The sequence below is a fragment of the Plantibacter sp. M259 genome (genome assembly GCF_006065115.1).
GTDB classification, from domain to species: Bacteria; Actinomycetota; Actinomycetes; order Actinomycetales; family Microbacteriaceae; genus Plantibacter; species Plantibacter auratus.
Genome location: NZ_CP040750.1, coordinates 4,023,826 through 4,049,040, shown reverse-complemented (window position 1 = coordinate 4,049,040; position 25,215 = coordinate 4,023,826). Strand labels below are relative to the sequence as shown.

Sequence of the window (25,215 nt, the reverse complement as noted above, 5' to 3'; positions counted from 1 at the left end):
CGCCGTCCTGGTGGACGACGCCCGTTCGGCGAAGCGGAGGCGGTCGAGGTCAGTCGACGAGGGCGTACCCCTCTTCGCCGTGCACGGAGGTGTCGACGCCGGCGATCTCGTCCTCGTTCTTGACGCGGAAGCCGATCGTCTTCTCGATCGCGAAGCCGATGACGAAGGCCACGATGAAGGAGTAGACGAGGACGGCGAAGGCGGCGATGGCCTGGACCGCGAGCTGCTCGATGCCGCCGCCGACGAAGAGGCCGGTCTCGGTCGCGAAGAAGCCGAGGTACAGGGTGCCGATGAGGCCACCGACCAGGTGGATGCCCACGACGTCGAGCGAGTCGTCGAAGCCGAGCTTGAACTTCAGCTCGACGGCGATGGCGCAGACGGCGCCGGCCACGATGCCGAGGAGCAGCGCCCAACCCGGAGTCAGGTTCGCACACGCCGGGGTGATGGCGACGAGACCAGCGACGGCACCGGAGGCGGCGCCCACCGAGGTCGCCTTGCCGTCCTTGAACTTCTCGACGACGATCCAGCCGATGATGGCGGCAGCGGTGGCCCCGACGGTGTTGACGACGATGAGTCCGACGTTCGCGAGCTCGTTCAGCCACTCGGCGCCGGCGTTGAAGCCGAACCAGCCGAACCACAGGATGGCGGCACCGAGGAGGGTGAGCGGCACGTTGTGCGGCTTCGTGATGCCCTTCTGGAAGCCGATGCGCTTGCCGAGCACCAGGGCGAGGGCGAGCGCGGCGGCTCCGGCGTTGATGTGCACCGCGGTACCACCCGCGTAGTCGATGACGCCGATGCCGGCATCCTCACCGAACAGCGTGGTGCCGAGGTTCATGATCCAGCCGCCGCCCCAGACCCACGCGGCGATCGGGAAGTAGGCGATGGTCGCGAAGAGGCCGGCGAAGATCATCCACGAGCCGAACTTCGCACGGTCGGCGATGGCGCCGGAGATCAGCGCGATCGTGATGATCGCGAAGGTGGCGCCGTAGGCCGCGCCCACGAGGTCGGTGTTCGCGCTCTCGCCGCTCGCGAGTGCGGTCATCCCGAAGTCGGAGAACGGGTTGCCCGCGAACTCCAGCGGGCTGCCGACGGCCGACATGTTGAAGCCGTAGAGGATCCACAGCACGCTGATGAGGCCCAGCGCGCCGAAGCTCATCATCATCATGCTGACGACGCTCTTCGCCTTCACGAGGCCGCCGTAGAAGAATGCGACGCCGGGGGTCATGAACAGCACCAGAGCGGTTGCCGTGACTCCCCAAGCGATACTGCCTGTATCCATTGGATCTTCCTCACACATCGTGGTCTTGCAACGGGTGCCCGAGATGGTGAGGACTGGCTGAGCTCGGTCTCGCCGTCCGACTCGGTACAGCGACCAGTCTGGGGAACGGAGGTTTCCGCACGACTGTCAGCGTGTTTCCGATGTGTTACGCGAGTGCCGCCCAGGTAAACAGCGTGTTTCGTGACGCGGTGGGACCGGTCAGTCCATCGAGGTGAGGGCGATCATGCGCGACATCGCGCGCAGGTACTTCTTGCGGTATCCACCGTTGAGCATGTCGCCACCGAACACCTCGTCGAGGGCCGTGCCGGTCGTGACCACGGGGATCTGTGCGTCGTACACCCGGTCGATGAACGCGACGAGCCGGAGCGCCTGGCCCTGGTCGGTCAACTCGTGGACGTCGCGCAGCGCGATCAGGTCGACGCCGTCGAGCAGTCCGATGAACCGTGACGGGTGGACGGCGGCGAGGTGGGTGATGAGACCGTCGAAGGTGTCGACCGTGACGTCCCGGTCGGCGGCCGCCGCCTCCGCGGTGCGGGCGTCGAACCGCTCCTCGGAACTCACCACGGCGTGCCCCTCGATGCTGCGACGGCGGTAGTCGGTGCCGTCGATGCGGAGGGTCTCGAAGTTAGCGCTCATGGCCTGGATCTCGCGGAGGAAGTCGGCTGCGGCGAAGCGGCCCTCCCCCAGGGCGTTCGGCGGCGTGTTGGAGGTAGCAGCGATCCTCGTCCCGGTCGCGACGAGTTCCCCGAGCAGTCGGGTCATGACCATCGTGTCGCCCGGGTCGTCGAGCTCGAACTCGTCGATGCAGATGAGCGTCGCGCCCGTCAGCTGCGCGACCGCCGCCGCGTAGCCGAGCGCACCGACGAGGGCCGTGTACTCGATGAAGGTGCCGAAGTACTTCTTCCGACCGGGCGCATCGTGCCAGAGCGCCGCCAGGAGGTGGGTCTTGCCGACGCCGAAGCCACCGTCCAGGTAGATGCCCGGCTTGGCCGCCGGGGCCTTGGACTTCCGCCGTCCGAAGAATCCGCCGCCGCCGCCGGCCTGGGGCGCGAAGAAACCGCGGAGCTTCTCGACCGCGGCCGCCTGGCCCGGGAAGTCGGGATCCGGACGGTACGAGTCGAAGCTCGCCTGCTCGAACTGCCGGGGCGGCGTCAGGCTCGCGACGATCTCGGCGCCACTGACCGTGGGGACACGGTCGGTGAGGCTGCGGAATCCGGTCGGGACGGAAGGCGTGGTCACGGCAAACCTCTGGCTCTGCATGGGTGCTGGGTTACGGCGTCTGACGCATCGGTGCGGTTCGGTGGTGCGGACGGCGTACTGTCGAAGGGACAGGCTTCCAGCCTAGATGCACGACACCCGAGCCCCACCGCAGCCAGCTGCACGACCGGAGGTACCCATGACCGTCGACGCCGATTCGACCTCGACCAAGTTCACCGCCTACGCCCACCCCGAGCGCCTCGTCACGGCGGAGTGGCTCGAAGCGCACCTGGGTGAACCCGGTCTCGTCGTCGTCGAGTCCGATGAGGACGTCCTCCTCTACGAGACCGGCCACATCCCCGGCTCGGTGAAGGTCGACTGGCACACCGACCTCAACGACCCGGTCGAGCGCGACTACATCGACGGAGCCGCATTCGCCGCACTGCTCGGATCCAAGGGGATCTCGCGAGACGACACCGTCGTCATCTACGGGGACAAGAACAACTGGTGGGCCGCCTACGCCCTGTGGGTCTTCAGCCTCTTCGGACACGAGGACGTCCGGCTGCTCGACGGTGGACGCGACAAGTGGATCGCGGACGGCCGGGCGATCACCCGCGACGCCACGGAGCGCGACGCCGTCGAGTACCCCGTGGTGGAGCGCGACGACGCTGCCCTCCGCGCCTACAAGGACGACGTGCTCGCCCACCTCGGCAAGCCGCTCATCGACGTCCGCTCCCCCGAGGAGTACAGCGGTGAACGCACCACGGCGCCCGCCTACCCCGAAGAGGGTGCGCTCCGCGCCGGTCACATCCCGAGTGCGCAGAGCGTCCCATGGGGCAAGGCGGTCGCCGAGGACGGGACCTTCCGGCCGGTCGAGGAGCTGGACGCGATCTACCGCGACGGCGCAGGCCTCGCCGAGGGCGACGAGGTGATCGCCTACTGCCGCATCGGCGAGCGGTCGAGTCACACGTGGTTCGTCCTGCAGCACCTGCTCGGGTTCGACAACGTCCGCAACTACGACGGGTCCTGGACGGAATGGGGCAGCGCCGTGCGCGTGCCGATCGTGCAGGGCGCCGAGCCGGGCGACGCACCGAAGCGCTGAGCTCGTCCGCCCACCGCCCTTCCGCACGGCTGCACCGTGCGGGAGGGCGGTCCGCTGTTCCCGGCTGCGATACTGGAGAGACCATGACCGATTCCCTCCTCGCCCCGAACCTCGCCGAGATCCGAGATGAGTTCCTCGCCGTCGAGGAACGCTCACGGCTGCAGCTGCTCCTCGAATTCAGCGACGAGCTGCCGGACCTCCCGGAGCGCTACCGCGACCACCCCGATCTGATGGAGCGGGTGCTCGAGTGCCAGGCGCCCGTGTTCTTCTTCGTCGAGGTCGACGAGGACGGCATCGTGCACCTGTTCGCGACGGCTCCCGAGGAGGCGCCGACCACTCGTGGGTTCGCGAGCATCCTCGTCCAGGGGCTCGCCGGACTCACCGTCGACGAGGTCCTCGCCGTCCCCGACGACTTCCCGCAGATGATCGGACTCTCCCGGGCGGTGTCGCCGCTGCGGCTGCGCGGGATGTCGGCGCTGCTCGGCCGGACGAAGCGCCGCCTCCGCGAACTCGTCTGAGTCGTCGGCCCGTCGGTCAGTGCCCGGGCGGTAGCGGCACGAGCTCGTCGAGCCAGTCCGAGACCGCGGCGGTCCAACGCTCCGGGTCGTAGTTCCAGAGCTTCGTGTGACGGGCGACGGTGAACGGGACGAACGTCACGATGTCCGGTCGCGCGAGGGCGAGCGCCCGCGACGGCCCCGCCGGGACGTAACCGTCGTCGTCACTGTGCATCAGCAGGATCGGCAAGGCGAGGTCGGCGGCGTTGGCGACGTAGTCGAGCCGACCGAGATCGATGCTCGTCGCCTGCCCGGTCAGGAGGCGTCCCCACCGGCGGCTGATGGCGAGCAGGGCGACCCGACCGACCACACTGGGGATCCGGTTCTCCCGGGCCTGGTGCTGGAGGACGTCCACCCAGTCGATGACCGGCGAATCGAGCGCCACGGCGCGGAGGAGTTCGGGGTGCGTCGTCCGTCGTGAGGCCTGGAGCACGATCGCTCCGCCCATGGACCAGCCCATGAGCACGACGTCGGCGGCGCCCTGTTCACGTACCCAACCGATGGCGGCGTCCACGTCGCGCCACTCCTCGTCGCCGAGCGCGTAGCGGAAGTCCAGCGCAGGCGGAGCATCGCCGTCGTTGCGGTAGGAGACGAGCAGGCACGAGTACCCGGCGTTGCGGAAGCTCGGCACCGCTCGGAGCGCTTCGGATCGCGTGGTCCCCCGGCCGTGCACCAGGACGGCCCAGCGCGTGGACGGTCCGTCCTCCGGGTGGATCGCCCACGCCGGCGCCGGCCCGAGCGGGGTCGGTACGAGCACGTCCTCGTGGGCGAGGCCCAGCTCCTCCGGGCGGCGGAAGAACCACCCGCTGAACTCGGCCTCCTGGCCGACGCGGAGTGCGTCGACGTCGCCGCCGAGAAGGGTCCGGACCACGGTGTGCTGCCGTACCTCGAGGATGTCGCCCAGCTGGACGTAGGCGGCACGTCTCGTCACCCAGCTGCCGTAGCGGCCGGGGACGATCGTGTCCGGGGAGGCGACGAGTTCGACCGTCCCGCCGGCACGGTCCAACCCGACGATGCGCGCCTCACTCGGGCGGTCCCGAGCCGGGACCACCACCTTGCGGGCGATGGTCGCGACGACGGCGAGTCCGAGGGCGCCCACGGCGGCAGCGGCTCCACCGGCGATGACGATCGCATCCGTCGCCGAACCCCGCCGTCGGATGCCGGTGTTCGCCGCTCCTCGACCGCCTGCCTGCGACCCGGGTCCGCGTCTCCGCCCGGCGTGCCTCTGCCCATTCATCGGGATGTAACTCTAGTCTTCAGTCGTGGTAGAGAGTCCGACGACGGCAAAGGTTCCCGAAGAGTTCGCCCGAGCGGTGGACGCTGTTCGCGCTGCAGCCGTCCGGCCCGATCTGAGAGTCACGGAGATCCCCGCGCCGAGCAATCTCGCGCCGTTCGCCATCGCCCTCGCGGCCGACGTCTCACCGAGTCGCCACGATGCCGACTCCGACCTCGGTACGGGGCGGTTCGTCCTCCTGTACGACCCGGACGGCTCTGACGCCTGGGGTGGACGCTTCCGCGTCGTCTGCTTCGCCCAGGCGCCCCTGGAGACCGAGATCGGACTCGACCCGTTCCTGGCCGAGGTCGCCTGGTCCTGGCTCGTGGACGCCCTCGACACCCGCGGCGCCTCCTACCAGGCGGCGTCCGGCACCGCGACGAAGATCATCTCGAGTGGTTTCGGGGAGCTCGCCCGGCAGGGCGACGGCGCACAGATCGAGCTCCGAGCGTCGTGGACACCGCTGGAGAGCGACGTCGCGGCGCACGTGGAAGGATGGGGAGAGCTGCTGTGCATGCTCGCCGGCTTGCCTCCGACCACCGAAGGGGTCTCCCTGTTGTCCGTCAAACGAGCTCACCGTGAGTGACGCGGCGCCCGAATCAGCACCGCTCCTCCCCCGCCCGCGCCCACCGCACCACGGGTCGTCACCGACACCCGCGAGGCCTACCTCGCCTCACTCGAGGTGCTCGCCGCGGGTCACGGACCGTTCGCGCTCGACGCCGAACGCGCGTCGGGCTACCGGTACTCCCAGCGGGCCTACCTGATCCAGGTCTACCGTCGCGGTGCCGGGGTCTTCCTCTACGACCCGCCCGCCATCGGCTCCATGGCCGAACTCGGTGCCCTGATCCAGGGTGAGCGGTCGATCCTGCACGCGGCCAGCCAGGACCTCGCCTGTCTCCGCGAAGTGGGCATCGACCCGAGCGAGCTCTTCGACACCGAACTGGGCGCCCGTCTGCTCGGGCTGCCGCGCGTCGGGCTCGGCGCAGTGGTCGAGGAACTGTTGGGCATCCATCTGGCGAAGGAGCACTCCGCCGCCGACTGGTCGACCCGCCCCCTCCCCGCCTCCTGGCTCGAATACGCGGCGCTCGACGTCGAGCTGCTCGTCGACGCCGCCGAGGAGCTGGCAGCCCGCATCGAGGATGCGGGGAAGAGCGACATCGCGAGCCAGGAGTTCCAGGCGACGCTCGCCCGCGAGGCGAAGGCTCCCCGCGCCGAGCCCTGGCGCCGCCTCTCCGGACTCCACGCCGTGCGCGGACAACGCAACCTCGCCGTCGCTCGCGAGCTCTGGGTCGCGCGTGACGAACTCGCGCAGCGCCGCGACACCGCCCCGGGCGGCTCATCCCCGACGCCTCGATCACCGCGGCCGCGAAGGCCAACCCCAGCTCGAAGCGCGACCTCGCAGCGCTCTCGGATTTCCGTGGGCGCGCGAGCCGCACCGAACTCGACCTCTGGTGGAACGCGATCCACACCGGCCAGACCACCGAGGACCTCCCCGGTGCCCGACCGGCGAGCGACACGCTGCCACCCCCGCGCAGCTGGTCCGACAAGAACCCGGACGCGCACGCCAGGTACACCGCGGCACGGACGAAGATCCTCGCGACGGCGGAGTTCCTGACGATGCCGGTCGAGAACCTGCTCACGCCGGAGACGCTGCGCCGACTGGCCTGGACGCCGCCCGAACCACTCACCGTCGAGACGGTCGCCGCGGCACTCGCCGAGCACGAGGCACGCCCCTGGCAGATCGACGCGACCGCCCGGGCGATCACCGACGCCTTTGTCGAGTCGGCCCAATCCCCGGTGGAGCCTGACCCGGACGCTTCGTAGGAAGCGCTGCACCCGGGTGTCCACCCGTGTCTGCCGCCTAGGATCGGGGCGTACCCCGAGAATGAGGAGGCAACGTGGCCGAACAAGCCGACGTCGTATTCGTTGATGGAGTCCGGACACCGTTCGGACGCGCCGGCGAAAAGGGCATGTACTGGAACACCCGGGCTGACGACCTGATCGTCAAGGCGATCATCGGACTGCTCGAACGTCATCCCGGGCTGCCGCTCGACCGCATCGACGAGGTCGCCATCGCGGCGACGACCCAGCAGGGTGACCAGGGGCTCACGCTCGGCCGCACTGCCGCGCTGCTCGCCGGCCTCCCGAAGTCCGTCCCCGGATTCGCGATCGACCGCATGTGCGCCGGAGCGATGACCTCGGTCACGACGCTCGGCAGCGGCATCGCATTCGGTGCCTACGACCTCGTCCTCGCCGGTGGCGTCGAACACATGGGGCGTCACCCCATGGGGCTGGACGCCGACCCGAACCCGCGGTTCCTCGCCGAGCGCCTCGTCAGTGAGGACGCGCTGAACATGGGCAAGACGGCCGAGCGCATCCACGACCGGTTCCCGCAGCTCACGAAGGAACGCTCCGACCGCTTCGGCATGCGCAGCCAGCAGAAGGTCGCGGCCGCCTATGAAGCCGGACGGATCCAGCCCGACCTCGTCCCGGTCGCGCTCCGGAGCGACAGCGGATGGGGACTCGCCACCGGCGACGAAGGGCTCCGGCCCGAGACCACGATGGAGGGGCTCGCCGGACTGAAGACGCCGTTCCGGCCCCACGGCCGTGTCACCGCAGGCAACGCCTCGCCGCTGACCGACGGCGCCACGGTGAGTCTGCTCGCCAGCGCCTCGACGGCGAAGGAACTCGGTCTCACGCCGAAGATGCGCCTCGTCAGCTTCGCGTTCGCGGGCGTCGAGCCCGAGATCATGGGCATCGGTCCCGTGCCGTCCACGGAGAAGGCCCTGCGGAAGGCGGGCCTGTCGATCGAGGACATCGGTCTGTTCGAACTGAACGAGGCGTTCGCCGTGCAGGTGCTCTCCTTCCTCGACCACTTCGGCATCGACGACGAGGACCCGCGGGTGAATCCGTGGGGTGGCGCGATCGCCGTCGGGCACCCGCTCGCGGCATCCGGCGTCCGACTCATGATCCAGCTCGCGGCGCAGTTCGCCGAGCACCCCGAGGTTCGCTACGGCCTCACGGCGATGTGCGTCGGCCTCGGCCAGGGCGGCACCGTGATCTGGGAGAACCCGTACTTCACCGGTAAGAAGGGACGCAAGTAGATGACCGACTACACGACCATCGACTTCTCGGAGCTCGTCGCGATCAGCGGCGACGACGAGGTCGTGACGCGCTCCTTCGTCAAGGACGTCACCACGGCGAGCGGGCGCACGATCGCGCTCATCACCCTCGACAACGGACGCGACCACACGAGGCCGAACACCCTCGGCCCGGTCACGCTGCTCGAGCTCGACGGCGTCCTCGAGGCGCAACGGACCCGTGCCGCATCCGGCGAGATCGACGGTGTCGCCATCACGGGCAAGCCGTTCATCCTGGCGGCCGGCGCCGACCTGAGCAAGGTCGGCGACATCCCGTCCCGTGAGGTCGCGACCAAGCTCGCGCAGCTCGGCCACCATGTCTTCGGCAAGCTCGAGGATCTCGGCGTACCGACCTTCGTCTTCATCAACGGACTCGCGCTCGGTGGCGGACTCGAGATCGGCCTCAACGCGAACTACCGGACCGTCGACGCCTCGGCGCCCGCGATCGCGCTCCCCGAGGTGTTCCTCGGACTCATCCCGGGCTGGGGCGGCGCCTACCTGCTCCCGAACCTGATCGGCATCGAGAACGCGCTCAACGTCGTCATCTCCAACCCGCTCAAGAACAACCGGATGCTCAAGGCGCAGGACGCGCTCGCCTACGGCATCGCGGACGTCATGTTCCCGTCCGCCAACTTCCTCGAGGACTCGTTGCGCTGGGCCGACGGGGTGCTCGGCGGCACGGTGACCGTGCAGCGCAAGAACGTGCCGGGCAAGGTGGAGCGGACGATCAAGTGGCCGCTCGCCATCAGCACCGCCCGCAAGATGCTCGAGAGCAAGATCGGCACGGTCGCGAAGTCGCCCTACGCGGCCCTCGACCTGCTCGAGGCCGCCCGCAGCGGCACGAAGGCACAGGGGTTCGAGCGCGAGGACCGGGCGCTGTCCGAGCTCATCGTCGGCGACCAGTTCCAGGCGAGCATGTACGCGTTCGACCTCGTGCAGAAGCGCGCAAAGCGCCCGGCAGGAGCGCCCGACAAGCAGCTCGCCCGACGGGTCACCAAGGTCGGCATCATCGGTGCCGGGCTCATGGCGAGCCAGTTCGCGCTGCTCTTCCTCCGGCGACTCCAGGTGCCGGTGGTCATCACCGACCTCGACCAGGGCCACGTCGACGCCGGCGTCGCCCGGATCCACGGCGAGATTGACACCCTCCGCGGGAAGGGGCGCATCTCCCCAGATGAGTCGAACCGCCTGAAGGCGCTCCTGTCCGGCACCACGGACAAGGCCGACTTCGCGGACTGCGACTGGGTCATCGAGGCCGTCTTCGAAGAGGTCGGCGTCAAGCAGAGCGTGTTCGCCGAGGTGGAGCAGTACATCTCGGAGCAGACGGTCCTCGCGACGAACACCTCCTCGCTCTCCGTCGAGGAGATCGGGGCGAAGCTCGCGCACCCCGAGCGGCTCGTCGGCTTCCATTTCTTCAACCCGGTCGCCGTCATGCCGTTGCTCGAGGTCGTCCGTACACCCCAGACGGACGACGAGACGCTCGCGACGGCCTTCGCCACCGCTGCGAAGCTGAAGAAGAGCGCCATCCTCACCGCAGACGCTCCCGGCTTCATCGTCAACCGCCTCCTGGCGAAGGTCATGGGTGAGGCGGCGCACGCCCTGGACGCCGGCACCCCGCTGCTGACGGTCGAACGGGCCTTCGCGCCCATCGGCCTGCCGATGACGCCCTTCCAGCTCATCGACCTCGTCGGTTGGAAGGTCGCCGCGCACGTGCAGGACACGATGGTCGGGAAGTTCCCCGACCGGTTCTTCGCGTCGGAGAACCTCCACCGGCTCGCCGGCCTGGACTCGGTCGTCGAGAAGGACAAGGGCGGCAAGGTGACCGGCTTCACGAAGCAGGCCCAGAAGGTGCTCGTCACGGGCGACAGCCCGCTCAGCGAGGACGAGATCCTGCGACGGGTCGAGGACGGCCTCGCGTCGGAGATCAAGCTCATGTTGGACGAGGGCGTCGTCTCAGCCGCCCAGGACATCGACCTCGGGCTCATCCTCGGTGCGGGTTGGCCGTTCCAGGACGGCGGAGCGACGCCGTACCTGGACCGCGTCGGTGCGAGCGAGCGTGCCTTCGGCGACACCTTCCACCACCCGCCCATCCGGGGCGTCCAGGCGTAGTCCGCGCGGTAGCGCGAGAGCGGGGTATCCTCCACCATCGGTGGACGGCACCCCGCTCTCGTCGTTGGGCCTCGAGCGACGCCGGCCCTCAGCGCCTGCCGGAGCTCAGCGGTTGACGGTGCTCATGTCCGGATACCGGTCGCCGGCAGGGAGACGGAGTGCGTCGAGTCGAGCGAGCGCGTCGGCCGACAGGGAGAGCTCGTCGGCGCCGAGGTTCTCCTCGAGGTACGGGATCCGCTTCGTGCCGGGGATCGGCGCGATGTCGTCACCCTGGGCCAGCAACCAGGCGAGCGCCACCTGGGCCGGTGTCGCATCGAGCGACGCGGCGATCCGGTCGACCTCTTCGACGATCGCGATGTTCGCAGCGAGGTTGTCCCCCGTGAAGCGCGGGTTGGCGCGACGGAAGTCGGTTTCGTCGAGCACGTCGAGCGATCGGATCGTACCGGTGAGGAACCCGCGACCGAGCGGCGAGTACGGGACGAAGCCGATGCCCAACTCACGGACGGTCGGCAGGATCTCCGCCTCGGGGTCGCGGCTCCAGAGCGAGTACTCCGTCTGCAGAGCCGTGATCGGGTGCACGGCGTGTGCACGCCGGATCGTGTCCGGAGCCGCCTCCGACAGACCGATGTACCGGATCTTGCCCTCGGTGACGAGCTCCGAGAGGGCACCCACCGTCTCCTCGATGGGAACACCCGAATCCACGCGGTGGAGGTAGTAGAGGTCCACGACGTCGGTCCCGAGCCGGCGCAGCGATCCCTCGATCGACAGGCGCACGTTCGCGGCGCTGCCATCTGCGCCGAACTGTCCGTCACTGGAATTGCGGATCGTCCCGAACTTGGTCGCGAGGGTCACCTCGTCCCGGCGTGACCCGAGTGCAGCGCCGAGCAGTTCCTCGTTGAGGTAGGGACCGTACATCTCAGCGGTGTCGAAGAAGGTGACGCCGAGGTCCAGGGCGCGGTGGATCGTCGCGGTCGACGCCGCATCGTCGAGGGCGGCACCGGTGTAGAACGCCGACATCCCCATGCAGCCGAGGCCGATCCGGGCGATGTCTGGTCCGGCTGTGCCGAGTGTGATGTGCTTCATCGTGTTGCCACCTGTTCTGTGTAGAGTTCGATCTTGCGATCGATGACCTCCAGCGACTGCTGCATCTCCTCGAGGCGGGCCAGGAACGAGATCCGATGCCGTAGTAGCAGCTCGAGCCTCGCCTCGGCGGTGTCGTCACCCCGCTGAGCCAGCTCCGTGTACTCGCGGAGCGTCGCGATCGGCATGCCCGTCGATCGGAGCCTCGTCAGGAACACGACCCAGGACACGTCGCCCTCGCTGTAGCGGCGGTGCGTCGATGAGCTGCGGCCGATCGGACGTGGCATGAGCCCTGCGCGCTCGTAGTACCGGAGCGTGTGGACGCTCAGTCCGGTCTGTTCGGCGACGTCGGAGATGGCGTAGCCCTCGTGGAGAGTGGTCATGTCCACACGATACGACTTCGAGTGCACTCGAAGTCAAGCGCGCCAGAGCCCGCGGTCAGGCGCCGTGCGGCCTCGTCGTGCTCCGCTCCGGAGTCGTGTCCTGCTCGACGCGGTCGTCGGGCAGTGGGCGGGCGACGGGGATCCGGCTGCCGAGGACCTGTGCCACGACGTCGCGGGCGATCTGCTGCGCAGTGAGGCCCGCATCCTCGAGGATCTGCTCACGGGACGCGTGGTCGATGAACTCGTCCGGCACGCCGAGCTCGTCGACGGCCGTGTCGACGCCGGCCTCGCGGAGGGTCTGCCGGATGCGGGTGCCGATACCTCCGACGCGGATGCCGTCTTCGATGGTGATCACGAGCCGGTGCGCCGCGGCGAGCTCGACGAGCGATTCGGCGACGGGGACCACCCAGCGGGGGTCGACGACGGTCGCGCCGATGCCCTGCTGGGCGAGCCGGTCCGCCACGTCGATCGCGATGGGCGCCATCGGGCCGACGGCGACGATGAGGACGTCCGGCTGTTCGGTCGTCCGGAGGACGTCGACACCGTCGTGGAGACGTTCGACGGCCGGGAGCTCGGCGGGGGCGCTGCCCTTCGGGAACCGGATGACGGTCGGGGCGTCGTCGATCGACACGGCCTCGCGCAGTTCCTCGCGCAGCCGCTCACCATCACGCGGCGCCGCGATCCGGATACCCGGGACGACCTGGAGGATCGCGAGGTCCCAGATGCCGTGGTGGCTCGGTCCGTCGGGGCCGGTCACGCCGGCGCGGTCGAGGACGATCGTGACCCCCGCGCGGTGCAGCGCGACGTCCATGAGCAGTTGGTCGAAGGCGCGGTTCACGAACGTCGCGTACACGGCCACCACCGGGTGCAGTCCACCGAAGGCGAGCCCGGCCGCCGAAGTGAAGGCGTGCTGCTCGGCGATGCCGACATCGTGCACCCGCTCGGGGAAGCGTTCGGCGAAGGCGTGGAGCCCGACCGGTCGCAGCATGGCGGCCGTGATGGCCACGACGCGGTCGTCGGCCTCGGCCACCGCGAGCATCTCCTCGCTGAACACGGCCGTCCAGGACGGTCGGGCGGCCGCCCCGACGGGCTCCCCGGTCTCGGGATCGATCACGCCGACGGCATGGAACTGATCGGCGTCATCGTCCCGTGCCGGCTGGAACCCACGACCCTTCTCGGTGATCGCGTGGACGATCACCGGCGCACCGTAGTGCTTCGCCTGGGTCAGGGCCTCCTCCATCGCGTGGATGTCGTGTCCGTCGACCGGCCCGATGTATTTGATGTCGAGGTTGGAGTAGAGCGCCTCGTTGTTCGTGAGGCGGGACAGGAACCCGTGGGCGCCTCCGCGGACGCCCCGATAGAGTGCGCGTCCCGGACCGCCGAGGAGGTTGAAGGCCCGCTGGCTGCGCTCGCGCAGATCGCGATAGCTCCGGCGGGTCCGCACACCGCTCAGGAACCGGGCCATACCGCCGATGGTCGGCGCGTAGGACCGACCGTTGTCGTTGACGATGATGACGAGCCGCCGGGTGTTGTCGTCGCTGATGTTGTTGAGCGCCTCCCACGTCATGCCGCCCGTCAGCGCACCGTCGCCGACGACCGCCACCACATGGCGCTCGTCCTGCCCGGTCATCTGGAAGGCGCGGGAGATGCCGTCCGCCCAGCTGAGCGAACTCGACGCGTGTGAGCTCTCGACGATGTCGTGCTCGGATTCGGAACGCTGCGGGTAGCCGGCGAGGCCGCCCCGGGTCCGAAGCCCACTGAACTCCTGACGGCCGGTCAGGAGCTTGTGCACGTAGGACTGGTGACCGGTGTCGAACACCATCGGGTCCGTCGGGGAGTCGAACACCCGGTGCATCGCGATCGTGAGCTCGACGACGCCGAGGTTCGGACCGAGGTGTCCGCCGGTCTTCGAGACGTTGGCGATGAGGAAGGCGCGGATGTCGCCTGCGAGTTCGACGAGTTCCGCCTCGGAGAGGCCGTCGAGGTCCCGGGGTCCGTTCACCTGATCGAGCACGGTCATGCTGTCGTCCCTCCACCGTGGGCCGACCGATCGCTCGGAGCCCGTCTTTCGAGTGTACGCGTCGTGGGCGTGGTGGGCGGCGAACGCCGCAGGCCGGCCCCGACGGTTGCTGTCGGGACCGGCCTGGTGGTAGAACCTCGTCGTCAGACGAGGCTGCGGAGCACGTACTGCAGGATGCCTCCGTTGCGGTAGTAGTCGGCTTCACCGGGCGTGTCGATGCGGACGACCGCGTCGAACTCGACCGGCTCCTTGCCGGGAGCCGAGTGCTCGCTCGGGACGGCGCTCACGCGGACCGTCTTCGGCGTGGTGCCGTTGTTGAGTTCCTCGAGACCGGCGATCGACACGATCTCCGTGCCGTCGAGTCCGAGCGAGGCCCAGCTCTCACCTTCCGGGAACTGCAGCGGGACGACGCCCATACCGATGAGGTTCGAGCGGTGGATACGCTCGAAGCTCTCGGTGATGACCGCCTTGACGCCGAGGAGGCTCGTGCCCTTGGCCGCCCAGTCGCGGGAGGAACCGGAGCCGTACTCCTTGCCACCGAAGATGACGAGGGGCGTGCCCTCGGCCTGGTAGTTCTGCGACGCGTCGTAGATGAACGACTGCGGTGCATCGGCCTGCGTGAAGTCGCGGGTGTAGCCGCCCTCCACGCCGTCGAGCAGCTGGTTCTTCAGTCGGATGTTCGCGAACGTGCCGCGGATCATGACCTCGTGGTTGCCGCGGCGCGAGCCGTAGGAGTTGTAGTCCTTGCGACCGACGCCGTGCTCGTCGAGGTACCGGCCTGCGGGCGAGTCGGCCTTGATGTTGCCGGCCGGGCTGATGTGGTCGGTCGTGACCGAGTCGCCGAGCTTCGCGAGGACGCGGGCACCGACGATGTCGGAGACGGGGGTCGTCTCCATGGTCATGCCGTCGAAGTACGGGGGCTTCCGCACGTACGTCGACTCCTCGTCCCACTCGAAGGTCGAGCCCTCGGGGGTCTGGAGCGAACGCCAGCGCTCGTCGCCGTCGAAGACGCCGCTGTACTCGTGGTCGAACATCTCCTTGTTGATGGAGGTGTCGATCGTGTCCTGGACCTCTGCCGCGTCGGGCCAGATGTCCTTCAGGAAGATGTCGTTGCCGTCGGCGTCGACACCCAGGGCGTCGACCTCGAAGTCGAAGTTCATCGACCCCGCGAGGGCGTACGCGATGACCAGCGGCGGGCTCGCCAGGTAGTTCATCTTGACGTCCGGGTTGATCCGGCCCTCGAAGTTGCGGTTGCCCGAGAGGACGGCGGTGACGGCGAGGTCGTTGTCCTGGACGGCGGTCGAGATCTCGTCGAGCAGCGGTCCGGAGTTGCCGATGCAGGTCGTGCAGCCGTAGCCGACCGTGTAGAAGCCGAGGTCTTCGAGGTACTCGGTGAGACCGGCCTTCGCGTAGTAGTCGGTGACGACCTTGGACCCCGGAGCGAGCGTGGTCTTGACCCACGGCTTCGCCTTCAGGCCCTTCTTGCTGGCGTTCCGGGCCAGGAGGCCTGCGGCCAGCATGACCGACGGGTTCGAGGTGTTGGTGCACGAGGTGATCGCGGCGATCGCGACGGCGCCGTGGTCGAGGGTGAAGTCGACCCCGTTCTCCTCGAGGGTGACCTGGGTCGGCTTCGAGAGGGACGCCGGAGCGTGGCTGCGGTGCGTGTGGTGGTGGTGGTTGTTCTCGTCTTCGTCCTGCGGCGTGGTGCCGGCCGGGTCGGAGGCGGGGAAGGAACCGGCGCCGACGAGGTCGACGATGTCGTGCTCGACCGTGGCGTAGTCCACGAGGTCGCGCTCGAACTGAGCCTTCGCGTCCGTCAGCTCGATGCGGTCCTGCGGACGCTTCGGGCCGGCGATCGACGGGACGACGGTGGCGAGGTCGAGTTCGAGGTACTCGCTGAAGACCGGCTCCTGGTCGGCGTCGTGCCACAGCTTCTGGGTCTTGGCGTAGGCCTCGACCAGCGCGATCTGCTCGTCGCTGCGACCGGTGAGGCGCAGGTAGTCGAGCGTGACGTCGTCGATCGGGAACATGGCGGCCGTCGAGCCGAACTCGGGGCTCATGTTGCCGATGGTGGCGCGGTTCGCGAGCGGCACCTCGGCGACGCCTGCTCCGTAGAACTCGACGAACTTGCCGACGACACCGTGCTTGCGGAGCATCTGGGTGATGGTGAGGACGACGTCCGTCGCGGTGACGCCCGTCGGGATGGAGCCGTTCAGCTTGAAGCCGACGACCTTCGGGATGAGCATCGAGACGGGCTGGCCGAGCATGGCGGCCTCTGCCTCGATACCGCCGACACCCCAGCCGAGCACGCCCAGGCCGTTGACCATGGTCGTGTGCGAGTCGGTGCCGACGCAGGTGTCTGGGTAGGCGCGCAGGACGCCGCCGACCTCGCGCGTCATGGTGACGCGGGCGAGGTACTCGATGTTGACCTGGTGCACGATGCCGGTTCCCGGCGGGACGACCTTGAAGTCGTCGAACGCCGTCTGGCCCCAGCGGAGGAACTGGTAGCGCTCGCCGTTGCGCTCGTACTCGAGCTCGACGTTGCGCTCGAGCGCGTTCTCACTGCCGAAGAGGTCGGCGATGACCGAGTGGTCGATGACCATCTCGGCCGGGGCGAGCGGGTTGATCTTGTCGGCGGAGCCGCCGAGCGCCTCGACCGCTTCGCGCATGGTGGCGAGGTCGACGATGCACGGCACGCCGGTGAAGTCCTGCATGACGACGCGAGCCGGGGTGAACTGGATCTCGGTGTCGGGGTCCGCGGTCGGAACCCAGTCGCCGATCGCGCGGATGTGCGCCTCGGTGATGTTGGCACCGTCCTCGGTGCGCAGCAGGTTCTCGAGGAGCACCTTGAGGCTGAACGGCAGCTTCTCGTGACCCTCCACCGTGTCGATGCGATAGATCTCGTAGTCGGTCGTCCCGACAGTCAGGGTGTCTTTCGCCCCGAAGCTGTTCACGGTGGACATATCGTCTTCTCCTTCGTTGGCGGCGGCGAGTGCTCACTCACGTGCGTTCCGACCAATCTTGCTGCTGGCGGGTGCTCCGCGGCTAGCAAGGCTTGCCTAACTACAGGCTGGGGCGCGTCGTGTCATCTCGGCATCGCTCATCTATCTTGATGTCGAGACAATTCTAGCATCGAGGATCGGGTCCTCCCGACACGACGAGAGCCCGGCCCGAGACACGCTGACGCGTCGGGCCGGGCTCTCGGCGGATCACTCGGTGGATGCCTGCGGCGCCTTCGGGAACACGGCGCGGACGACGAGCCAGCTGAGGACGAGCAGTGGCGCGTAGAGCGGGATGCCCATGAGGAGCCGGAGCGTCCCGAGGAGTTCGACGTTCCCACTGAAGTAGAGGGGCAGCTGCACGAGGAGTCGTGCGGCGAACATGGCCACCCACACCAGTGTGAGCCACCGCATGGCGCGTCGTTGTCCGGGGTGGGAGCGCCAGCTCGTGCCGCTGCCCATGAGGTAGCCGGCCACGAGTCCGACGACGGGCCACCCGACGAGCACCGAGACGAGGAGGGCCACGGCGTAGGCGCCGTTGGTCCAGAACCCGATGACGTAGAAGTCCTCAGCGCGCCCGGACAGCAGGGCCAGGGCTGCTGACAGTGCGATGCCGAGGAGGCCGCCGACGGCCTGCGTGACCGGTTGCCGCTGCACGAGGCGCGCCACGGAGAAGAGGACCCCGAGTGCGACCGGAGCGATGATCGACGGGAGCAGGTCGAGGGTCAGCGTGTAGACGACGAGGAACAGGAGTCCGGGCAGGATCGCCTCGATGATGCCGCGCACGCCACCCATGGCGAGCAGCAACGCCTTGCCGGTGGGGGCGTCGCCCTCGGCCATCGCGCCCAGACCGGACTTGCGTGCGGCGGCACCGAACGCAGCAGACATCGATTCGCCGAGCCGCTGCCGATCCGCATCACCCGTGGCATCAGGGGAACCCGACGCGTCACGGCGATCGACCGGGTCGACTCCGCGGGGCTCCGGTTCTCGTGCGTCCGTCATCAACTACGCGCTCGTGGCCGTCGGCATACGCAGCGGGATGAGGTCGCGCGGCGGCATCGGCGAGTTGCCCCGGACGACGACGAGGCTGCGGAAGAGGTCATCCACGAGCGCTGCGGCGTCCGGCTTCGACGCGCCCTCCCCCGCGACGACGCCGCGGAGGAACCAGCGCGGACCGTCGACGCCGATGAAGCGTGCCAGGTGGGTCGCATCGGTCCCTGCGGCACCACCGGTCGGCACCTCGGCGACGAGCTCCGGGCCGAACTCGCCCTCGCGCTCGGTCACGGTGCCGCCCTGCTGGGCGATCTGCTCGGCGATCTGCGACCGGGTCTCGTTCCACAGACCGGTCGACCGTGGGGCGGCGAACGGCTGGACCTGCAGGGTGGAACCGGCGTAGTCGAGGCCGACCGCGACGACGCGCTTCGTCGCCTCCTCCACCTCGAGGCGGAGGTTCAGTCCTTCTCGAGGCAGCACCTTGACGCCTCCGAGGTCGATGTAGGGGCGGACGGGGTTCGCCTCGCTCTCGTCGAACGGGCCGGCGGTCTCTCGGTCCTCGGGTGCGGACTTCGCGTCGTCGGGCAGCTCCGCGTCGAGGTCGAGGTCTGGGAGGTCTTCGAGTTCGCTCATGCGAGGGTTCCTGTCTGCGCGGCACCGTCGGTGCTGATGGTTGGGTCGGTGGCGGCCGGTGTCGTGGCGAGCGAGCCGACGCCGGTCGAACCGAAGCCTCCGGCTCCTCGTGCACTGCCTGGCAATCGCTCCACCGGGATGAAGTTGGCGCGGGACACCGGCGTCACGATGAGCTGGGCGATGCGGTCGCCCGGTTCGACGGTGAACGAGGTGCGACGGTCGGTGTTGAGGAGCGTGACCTTGATCTCGCCGCGATACCCGGCGTCGACCGTGCCCGGCGAGTTGACGACGGTGATGCCGTGTTTCGCCGCGAGACCGCTTCGTGGGACGACGAACGCGGCATGGCCGTCGGGCAGTGCGATCGAGACGCCGGTGCCGACGAGGGCGCGCTCACCCGGTTCGAGCACGACGTGCTCGGCGGATACGAGATCCGCACCCGCATCGCCGGGGTGTGCATAGCCGGGCAGATCCGGCGCGATAATGAGTACGTCAACGCTTTCGGTCACGAATCGAGGGTAGTGCAGTTCTCTGAGACAAGGCAGACATGCAGCCGTACCGTGAAACCCTCTGGCCCAGCCCCTGGGTCATCATCGCCCTCGCCCTCGTGGTGCCGGCGACCATGCTCGTCCTCGCGCCCGTTTCGCTCGCGGCGGGGATCGTCGGGGCGGTGGTGCTGTACGGCGGGTGCCTTGCGCTGGCGTTCGGGACGGCGCCGAGGATCCAGGTCTCCGAGTCGAGCCTGTCGGTCGGGAAGGCGTCGATCCCGCTCGGGTTCATCGGTGAGGTCGTGGTGTACACCGGGACCGACGCGACCGCTCAGCTCCGCACCAAGCTCGATGCACGCGCCTGGCTCATGATCCGCGGGTGGGTGCACAGCCTCGTGAAGGTGGAGATCGTCGACCCCGCCGACCCGACGCCGTACTGGCTGCTGTCGTCCCGTCGGCCGCAGGCCCTGGCGGATGCGATCGCCGCCGCGCGCACGCACGCCTGAGGCGGTCACCGTCTGGATCGGTCTCCGATTGAAGCCGCAACGACGGAACCCCTCCGGATCGTGATCCGGAGGGGTTCCGTGTGCCGCTCGCGCGGCGGTGCTGTCAGGCTGCGCACTCCGCGCAGATCGGGCCGAACTTGCCCTCGTGGTCGAGCTGCGAACGGTGCTTCACGAGGAAGCACTCCATGCAGGTGAACTCGTCCGCCTGGGGCGGGAGCACGACGACGTCGAGGTCGAGGTCGGAGAGGTCGGATCCACCCAGGTTGTAGTCACCCGGGTTGTCAGCGTCTTCGGAGTCGACGACTCCGGACAGCTTGTCTGGAACGCGCTCCTTCAGGGCCTCGATCGACTCGGAATCGTCGTCGGTCTTGCGGGGAGCGTCGTAATCAGTTGCCATGCCTATCCACTTCTCGATGCCGTCGGAACAAAATCGGCGGGCACAGTTTGCATCAGTTCCGCATGAATTGCAAACCGTGTTCGGGAGGGTGTGCGGAACCTTCCCGTGCAACTGACGGCACGCCCGGCGTATTCCCCGAATACGCCCGTGATCCGTGAGAACGTGGGTCAATCACGTGGCACGCTGAGAGGCATTCATCATGCAGGAATTGAAGGTAGTCGGAGCGGAGCTCGGCGCTCTGATCGTTGCAGATCGGAACGAGGAGGAATACCGCCTCATCGTCGACGATTCGTTCCACGTCCACCTGCGGCGGGCGAAGCCGGCCGGTGCGCCGATCGGTGGGAACACCAAGATCTCCCCGAGGGAAGTGCAGGCGCACATCCGGAGCGGGCTCTCCGCCGAGGACGTCGCAGCGGTCACCGGTGCCTCCCTGGAGTACGTGCAGCGGTTCGAGGGTCCGGTGATGGCGGAGCGCGAGCACATCGTCGGCACCGCCCTCGGCGTCGCCGTCCTGCCGACGACCGACACCTCGGCCGACGACATCGAGGCCACCTTCGGGAACGTCATCCGGGCTCGACTCGAGAAGCTCGGCGCGACCGACGAACGGTGGACGAGCTGGAAGGAACCCGAGGGCGGCTGGATCGTCAAGCTGTCCTTCACGGCCGACCAGGTCGACCACGACGCCCGCTGGGCGTTCGAGCCGAAGAAGCTCGCCCTCACGCCCATCGGGAGCGAGGCCACGACCCTCTCGCGTCAGGGCGACCTGCCGGCCGCGCTGATCCCCCGCTTGCGAGCGGTCGACACCGACGACTCCCCCGACACCTCACGCTTCGACAGCGGCGCGTTCTCCCTGGACCGCGTGTCGACGCCGCAGCAGAGCGAGACCGACCGTCCCGCCGAGACGCGTCCGATCGAGCCGTTGCCGTTCGCGGCCGACACGGGCTTCGGCCGTGCACCGTCCTCGAAGGCTGCGACGCAGGCCGCGATCAACCGTGAGGCCTCGAGCCCCGAGCAGCACAACCAGACCGCCGACCTGCTCGAGGCGCTCCGCAAGCGCCGTGGCGAGCGGGAGTCCGCCCCCAGCGAACCCGAACCTGCCGAGCGCCCCAGTGCGCCGCACGCCGTCCCGGACCAGCAGACGCCGCTGGCGGTGTTCGACACCGGTGAGTTCGAGGCCGCGCAGCAGCGACGCGCGGGCGATGCCGAGTCCTCCGATGGCGGCACGCCGTCCGGAGCCAAGGCGCGCCGCGGCCGGGCGTCGATGCCGTCCTGGGACGAGATCGTGTTCGGTGCGAAGTCCGACGACGACCCGGTCTGATCGGTCAGGGCCTCAGGGCTCGTAACGACCGAGGCCGAGGAGTGGTATCCGGCGTTCGTCGTCGGTGAGCGATCCGTGCTGTCCGATCATGCCCCTCGCGCTCTGATCGGCGGGACGTGAGTCGTAGTAGGCGATGCGCTTCCGCGCTGCCACGATGACGTCGCCGATCCGTGGCAGCACCTCGGGGTCGACCTCGCCGTACCAGCCGTGGTCGATCGCCTGCTCGCTTGTCGCGATCCAGGCGCGCCCGCCTTCCTCGGCTCGCCAGGCCTCAGCCAGGCGCTCCCGATCCGCTGGACCCGCATCGGCGTCGAGATAGAGGTGGAGGCATCGCGGCTCCCCGCCGATATGGCGGACACCGGCGACCAGCTCGGGCACCTGGTCGAAGAGCACGTGCTGGTGCGGTGCGACGTCGATCACCCCGTGGTCGGCGGTGATGAGCGCGCCGGTCGACGCGGGCAGGCGTGACGACCACCGCTTGAGATCGCCGTCGAGCTCCTCCAGGAGCGCCGTCCAGCGTCCCGACTCCCACCCGTACTCGTGCGCCGCCTGGTCGAGCTCGGGGACGTACACGTAGCTGAGTGTGGGTCCGGCGGTCGTGGACACGATCTCGCGGGCCGCGTCGAGGCGGTCCGCCATCGAGCGTCCTGCCCGGTAGTCCGCCCCTCGGAGCACCGCTCGGGTGAAGCCCGAGTTGCGGTATCGCTCCTGACCGATCACCGTCGTGGTGACGCCCTCGGCTCTCGCCCGCTCGAACACGGTCGGGAGGCGCTGCCAGGTCTCGGGCACCATGCCGGCGTCCCAGCCGCTGAGCTGGTTCACGACCCGGTCCCCCGCCACGTCCCGTGCTCGGTAGCTGACGAGGCCGTGCCGACCCGGCAACGCCCCGGTGGTCAGCGTCGCGATCCCGGCCGCGGTCGTCGACGGGAACGCCGACGTCGTGGTGGAGCGCGGGCCGAGGCGCGGCGCGAGGAACCGAGCGTGGGCGGCTGCTCCACGGAGGTTCGCGGCGCCGAGACCGTCGACGAGGACGACGACGGCATGGTCGGCCCCGGGCAGCGATCCACCGCCCACCGTCAGGGATGCGAGGCAATCCGGGAGGACACCGGCAAGGCTGCGTGACTCCGGATCGACCGTCGGTAGCATGGTGGTCATCGGGCTCAGTCTCGCACACCGCGCTGACGACCACGCCCCGCCATCCTCGCCGAGCACCGGCTCGACTCCCCTCAGCAGAGACACGGAATGACCCGCCAACAGCAGACCCCGCCGACGGAGACCAGTGGCGAGCGCATCGAGGACATCGATGTCTCGTCGGAGATGCAGACCTCCTTCCTGGAGTACGCCTATTCGGTCATCTACGCCCGTGCCCTCCCCGACGCGCGCGACGGCTTGAAGCCGGTGCAGCGCCGCATCCTGTACCAGATGACCGAGATGGGCCTGCGCCCGGATCGTGGCCACGTGAAGTCGGCCCGCGTCGTCGGCGAAGTGATGGGGAAGCTGCACCCGCACGGCGACACGGCGATCTACGACGCACTCGTCCGCCTCGCACAGCCCTTCACGCTCCGCGTCCCGCTCATCGACGGGCATGGGAACTTCGGCTCGCTCGACGACGGGCCCGCCGCGCCGCGGTACACGGAGGCCCGGCTGGACGCCGCCGCGCTCGCCCTGACGGCCGACCTCGACGAGGACGTCGTCGACTTCGTCCCGAACTACGACAACCAGTTCATGCAGCCCGAGGTCCTCCCGGCCGCGTTCCCGAACCTCCTCGTGAACGGCGCCAGCGGCATCGCGGTCGGCATGGCCACCAACATGGCGCCGCACAACCTCGTCGAGGTGATCGGTGCGGCACGGCACCTCATCGCGCATCCTCAGGCCACCCTCGAAGACCTGATGGAGTTCGTCCCGGGTCCCGACCTCCCCTCGGGCGGCACGATCGTCGGTCTGGACGGCATCAAGGACGCCTACGCCACCGGTCGCGGCTCCTTCAAGACCCGCGCGAAGGTCTCCGTCGAGCCGGTCACCGCGCGGAAGACCGGTCTGGTCATCACCGAACTGCCCTACCTGGTCGGTCCGGAGAAGATCATCGAGAAGATCAAGGACGGTGTCAGCTCCAAGAAGCTCAACGGCATCTCCGACGTCACCGACCTGACGGACCGCATCCACGGGCTCCGCCTCGTGATCGGCATCAAGACCGGCTTCTCCCCCGAAGCCGTCCTGGAGCAGCTCTACCGCTACACGCCCCTCGAGGACTCCTTCAGCATCAACAACGTCGCGCTCGTGGACGGCGGCCCGCAGACGCTCGGCCTCCGGGAACTGCTGCAGGTGTACGTCGACCACCGCATCAGCGTGGTCACCCGCCGGAGCCGGTTCCGGTTGGCGAGACGCAAGGAACGCCTCCACCTGGTGGAGGGTCTCCTCATCGCCATCCTCGACATCGACGAGGTCATCCAGGTCATCCGCGCGAGCGACGACTCCGAACAGGCGCGCGCGAGGCTCATCGAGGTCTTCGACCTCTCGCAGCTGCAGGCCGAGTACATCCTCGAACTCCGTCTCCGACGACTCACCAAGTTCTCGCGGATCGAGCTCGAGGCCGAGCGCGACAAGCTGCTGGCCGAGATCGCCGAACTCGAGCGGTTGCTCGGGAGCCAACGACTCATCCGGGCCGCGGTCTCCGCAGAGCTCGCCGCTGCGGCCGAGCAGTTCGGCACACCGCGCCGGACCATGCTGACGAACGCGAAGCCGAGCGTCGCTACGACCGGTCGAGGGAAGAGCGCCCCGGTGCTCGAGCTCGCCGACACCCCGTGCCGCGTCTACCTCAGCGCGACCGGACGGGCGCTCCGCGTCGACCTCGAGCAGGACGCGCCCGCATCACGACCCGGTCGGCGGAGCAAGCACGATGCGATCCTGAGCGTCGTCGAGACCACGAGCCGCACCGAACTCGGTGCGGTCACGAGCCTCGGTCGCGTCATCCGGTTCACCCCGCTCGACCTTCCCGCGGTGCCGGCGGCCTCCATCCAGCTCGCGGCCGGCGTTCGGATGGGCGAGTACCTGTCGCTCCCGAACCGTGACGAGCGCGTGCTGGCGATCGTCTCGCTGACCTCGGAGCAGCCGATCGTGCTGGGAACCGAGACCGGCGTCGTCAAGCGGGTCATCCCCGGGGATCTGCCGAACAAGCCGGACTTCGAGGTCATCACGCTCAAGCCGCGCGACCACGTCGTCGGGGCGACGCAGGTCGGCGACGACGCGGAACTCGTCTTCGTCGCCTCCGATGCACAATTGCTCCGTTTCGCCGCGACGTCCGTCCGTCCGCAGGGGCGAGCCGCGGGTGGCATGGCCGGCATCAACCTGGCGGCCGGTGCGAAAGTCATCTCGTTCACGGCGGTCCTGCCCACCGACGACGTCGTCGTCGTGACCGTCGCGACCAATTCGCTGACGCTCGCCGGAACGGACACCGGGAGCGCGAAGGTGTCGGAGTTCTCCGAGTTCCCCGCGAAGGGTCGTGCGACCGGCGGTGTCCGGTCGCAGCGCTTCCTGAAGGGCGAGGACCAGCTGGCCGTCGCGTGGGTCGGCGCCGCTCCGGCGCACGCCGTCGGGACGGACGGGACACCGCGGACGCTCCCGGAGGTCGGCGCGAAGCGGGATGCCTCAGGGGTGCCGCTCGACGCCCCCGTCGGGTTCATCGGCGGCGCGATCACCGCACCGGCAGCACCGGCGACGGACGAGGCGGCGGTGAGCGACGAATCGTCCTGA

General features: G+C 69.0%; 20 protein-coding genes and 1 pseudogene. 9 read left to right on the top strand and 12 right to left on the bottom strand.

Translation table 11 applies throughout. From position 1 onward, the window contains the following. Positions 1 to 49: 49 nt before the first annotated feature. Both FGL15_RS18905 and zapE read right to left on the bottom strand, forming a co-directional pair. Positions 50 to 1,279, bottom strand: coding sequence for an ammonium transporter (locus FGL15_RS18905; protein ID WP_138947041.1), 1,230 nt, complete (start codon positions 1,277 to 1,279; stop codon positions 50 to 52). Positions 1,280 to 1,477: 198 nt separating this feature from the next. Beyond that, complete coding sequence (gene zapE / locus FGL15_RS18900; RefSeq protein ID WP_138947040.1) at positions 1,478 to 2,539, bottom strand: cell division protein ZapE; 1,062 nt, start codon at positions 2,537 to 2,539, stop codon at positions 1,478 to 1,480. A gap of 136 nt (positions 2,540 to 2,675) precedes the next feature. Here zapE and FGL15_RS18895 point away from each other — a divergent pair, with 136 nt between their 5' ends. Together FGL15_RS18895 and FGL15_RS18890 are read left to right on the top strand one after the other, a co-directional pair. After that, on the top strand, positions 2,676 to 3,578 hold the full coding sequence (locus tag FGL15_RS18895; protein WP_086473320.1) for a sulfurtransferase: 903 nt from the start codon (positions 2,676 to 2,678) through the stop codon (positions 3,576 to 3,578). 83 nt (positions 3,579 to 3,661) lie between these two features. Continuing rightward, entirely contained in the window at positions 3,662 to 4,096 is a 435-nt protein-coding gene (locus tag FGL15_RS18890) for a SufE family protein (protein ID WP_086473321.1), read from the top strand. A gap of 16 nt (positions 4,097 to 4,112) precedes the next feature. Here the strand turns inward: FGL15_RS18890 and FGL15_RS18885 are convergent, their stop codons facing one another. After that, a complete protein-coding gene (locus tag FGL15_RS18885) occupies positions 4,113 to 5,369 on the bottom strand; it encodes a S9 family peptidase (RefSeq protein WP_138947039.1) in 1,257 nt (418 codons plus the stop codon). Between the two features lie 25 nt (positions 5,370 to 5,394). Here FGL15_RS18885 and FGL15_RS18880 point away from each other — a divergent pair, with 25 nt between their 5' ends. From FGL15_RS18880 to FGL15_RS18865, 4 genes and pseudogenes are all read left to right on the top strand, one after another. Continuing rightward, a complete protein-coding gene (locus FGL15_RS18880; protein ID WP_079002473.1) occupies positions 5,395 to 5,991 on the top strand; it encodes a DUF3000 domain-containing protein in 597 nt (198 codons plus the stop codon). Positions 5,992 to 6,003: 12 nt separating this feature from the next. Continuing rightward, positions 6,004 to 7,229 (top strand): annotated as a pseudogene (locus FGL15_RS18875) (HRDC domain-containing protein). 74 nt (positions 7,230 to 7,303) lie between these two features. After that, entirely contained in the window at positions 7,304 to 8,509 is a 1,206-nt protein-coding gene (locus tag FGL15_RS18870) for a thiolase family protein (RefSeq protein WP_064293790.1), read from the top strand. Beyond that, positions 8,510 to 10,651, top strand: coding sequence for a 3-hydroxyacyl-CoA dehydrogenase NAD-binding domain-containing protein (locus FGL15_RS18865; RefSeq protein ID WP_138947038.1), 2,142 nt, complete (start codon positions 8,510 to 8,512; stop codon positions 10,649 to 10,651). A gap of 105 nt (positions 10,652 to 10,756) precedes the next feature. On the opposite strand, the gene FGL15_RS18860 is transcribed toward FGL15_RS18865, so the two are convergent. The 7 genes from FGL15_RS18860 to dut all read right to left on the bottom strand — a co-directional run bounded on the left by FGL15_RS18860 (position 10,757) and on the right by dut (position 19,265). Next, a complete protein-coding gene (locus FGL15_RS18860; protein WP_138947037.1) occupies positions 10,757 to 11,734 on the bottom strand; it encodes an aldo/keto reductase in 978 nt (325 codons plus the stop codon). Further along, positions 11,731 to 12,114 carry a MerR family transcriptional regulator gene (locus FGL15_RS18855; RefSeq protein ID WP_079706306.1) on the bottom strand — a complete coding sequence of 128 codons (384 nt, stop codon included), beginning with the start codon at positions 12,112 to 12,114 and terminating at the stop codon, positions 11,731 to 11,733. Before FGL15_RS18855 ends, FGL15_RS18860 begins: the two co-directional genes overlap by 4 nt. 55 nt (positions 12,115 to 12,169) lie before the next feature. Continuing rightward, a complete protein-coding gene (gene dxs / locus FGL15_RS18850) occupies positions 12,170 to 14,134 on the bottom strand; it encodes a 1-deoxy-D-xylulose-5-phosphate synthase (RefSeq protein WP_138947036.1) in 1,965 nt (654 codons plus the stop codon). Between the two features lie 143 nt (positions 14,135 to 14,277). Beyond that, positions 14,278 to 17,097: an aconitate hydratase gene (locus tag FGL15_RS18845; RefSeq protein ID WP_124769307.1), complete on the bottom strand. Its 2,820-nt coding sequence runs from the start codon at positions 17,095 to 17,097 to the stop codon at positions 14,278 to 14,280. Positions 17,098 to 17,343: 246 nt separating this feature from the next. Further along, entirely contained in the window at positions 17,344 to 18,021 is a 678-nt protein-coding gene (locus FGL15_RS18840) for a DUF3159 domain-containing protein (RefSeq protein ID WP_240773635.1), read from the bottom strand. Positions 18,022 to 18,138: 117 nt separating this feature from the next. After that, the gene (locus FGL15_RS18835; protein ID WP_086473327.1) at positions 18,139 to 18,759 is read right to left on the bottom strand and encodes a DUF3710 domain-containing protein; all 621 of its coding nucleotides are present in this window, start codon (positions 18,757 to 18,759) and stop codon (positions 18,139 to 18,141) included. Beyond that, positions 18,756 to 19,265 (bottom strand): dUTP diphosphatase, encoded by a 510-nt coding sequence (gene dut, locus FGL15_RS18830; RefSeq protein WP_138947034.1) that lies wholly within the window; start codon positions 19,263 to 19,265, stop codon positions 18,756 to 18,758. The genes FGL15_RS18835 and dut overlap by 4 nt, the downstream gene beginning before the upstream one ends. Positions 19,266 to 19,303: 38 nt before the next feature. Here dut and FGL15_RS18825 point away from each other — a divergent pair, with 38 nt between their 5' ends. Further along, entirely contained in the window at positions 19,304 to 19,750 is a 447-nt protein-coding gene (locus tag FGL15_RS18825; RefSeq protein WP_079705884.1) for a DUF3093 domain-containing protein, read from the top strand. Between the two features lie 103 nt (positions 19,751 to 19,853). Here the strand turns inward: FGL15_RS18825 and FGL15_RS18820 are convergent, their stop codons facing one another. Continuing rightward, on the bottom strand, positions 19,854 to 20,147 hold the full coding sequence (locus FGL15_RS18820; protein WP_056005937.1) for a DUF4193 domain-containing protein: 294 nt from the start codon (positions 20,145 to 20,147) through the stop codon (positions 19,854 to 19,856). Positions 20,148 to 20,346: 199 nt separating this feature from the next. Between FGL15_RS18820 and sepH the strand changes: the two genes are divergently transcribed. Continuing rightward, positions 20,347 to 21,465, top strand: coding sequence for a septation protein SepH (sepH, locus tag FGL15_RS18815; RefSeq protein WP_138947033.1), 1,119 nt, complete (start codon positions 20,347 to 20,349; stop codon positions 21,463 to 21,465). Between the two features lie 12 nt (positions 21,466 to 21,477). Here the strand turns inward: sepH and FGL15_RS18810 are convergent, their stop codons facing one another. Further along, positions 21,478 to 22,620 carry an alkaline phosphatase family protein gene (locus FGL15_RS18810; RefSeq protein WP_240773633.1) on the bottom strand — a complete coding sequence of 381 codons (1,143 nt, stop codon included), beginning with the start codon at positions 22,618 to 22,620 and terminating at the stop codon, positions 21,478 to 21,480. A gap of 87 nt (positions 22,621 to 22,707) precedes the next feature. On the opposite strand from FGL15_RS18810, the gene FGL15_RS18805 reads away from it, so the two are divergent. Further along, positions 22,708 to 25,215 (top strand): DNA topoisomerase (ATP-hydrolyzing) subunit A, encoded by a 2,508-nt coding sequence (locus FGL15_RS18805; RefSeq protein WP_138947032.1) that lies wholly within the window; start codon positions 22,708 to 22,710, stop codon positions 25,213 to 25,215.

Bases quoted from the DNA above. Each gene is read 5' to 3' on its own strand.
- FGL15_RS18905 (WP_138947041.1), bottom strand. From the start codon at position 1,279: ATGGATACAGGCAGTATCGCTTGGGGAGTCACGGCAACCGCTCTGGTG.
- zapE (WP_138947040.1), bottom strand. From the start codon at position 2,539: ATGCAGAGCCAGAGGTTTGCCGTGACCACGCCTTCCGTCCCGACCGGA.
- FGL15_RS18895 (WP_086473320.1), top strand. From the start codon at position 2,676: ATGACCGTCGACGCCGATTCGACCTCGACCAAGTTCACCGCCTACGCC.
- FGL15_RS18890 (WP_086473321.1), top strand. From the start codon at position 3,662: ATGACCGATTCCCTCCTCGCCCCGAACCTCGCCGAGATCCGAGATGAG.
- FGL15_RS18885 (WP_138947039.1), bottom strand. From the start codon at position 5,369: ATGAATGGGCAGAGGCACGCCGGGCGGAGACGCGGACCCGGGTCGCAG.
- FGL15_RS18865 (WP_138947038.1), top strand. From the start codon at position 8,510: ATGACCGACTACACGACCATCGACTTCTCGGAGCTCGTCGCGATCAGC.
- FGL15_RS18860 (WP_138947037.1), bottom strand. From the start codon at position 11,734: ATGAAGCACATCACACTCGGCACAGCCGGACCAGACATCGCCCGGATC.
- FGL15_RS18855 (WP_079706306.1), bottom strand. From the start codon at position 12,114: ATGACCACTCTCCACGAGGGCTACGCCATCTCCGACGTCGCCGAACAG.
- dxs (WP_138947036.1), bottom strand. From the start codon at position 14,134: ATGACCGTGCTCGATCAGGTGAACGGACCCCGGGACCTCGACGGCCTC.
- FGL15_RS18845 (WP_124769307.1), bottom strand. From the start codon at position 17,097: ATGTCCACCGTGAACAGCTTCGGGGCGAAAGACACCCTGACTGTCGGG.
- FGL15_RS18840 (WP_240773635.1), bottom strand. From the start codon at position 18,021: ATGTCTGCTGCGTTCGGTGCCGCCGCACGCAAGTCCGGTCTGGGCGCG.
- FGL15_RS18835 (WP_086473327.1), bottom strand. From the start codon at position 18,759: ATGAGCGAACTCGAAGACCTCCCAGACCTCGACCTCGACGCGGAGCTG.
- FGL15_RS18825 (WP_079705884.1), top strand. From the start codon at position 19,304: ATGCAGCCGTACCGTGAAACCCTCTGGCCCAGCCCCTGGGTCATCATC.
- FGL15_RS18820 (WP_056005937.1), bottom strand. From the start codon at position 20,147: ATGGCAACTGATTACGACGCTCCCCGCAAGACCGACGACGATTCCGAG.
- sepH (WP_138947033.1), top strand. From the start codon at position 20,347: ATGCAGGAATTGAAGGTAGTCGGAGCGGAGCTCGGCGCTCTGATCGTT.
- FGL15_RS18810 (WP_240773633.1), bottom strand. From the start codon at position 22,620: ATGACCACCATGCTACCGACGGTCGATCCGGAGTCACGCAGCCTTGCC.
- FGL15_RS18805 (WP_138947032.1), top strand. From the start codon at position 22,708: ATGACCCGCCAACAGCAGACCCCGCCGACGGAGACCAGTGGCGAGCGC.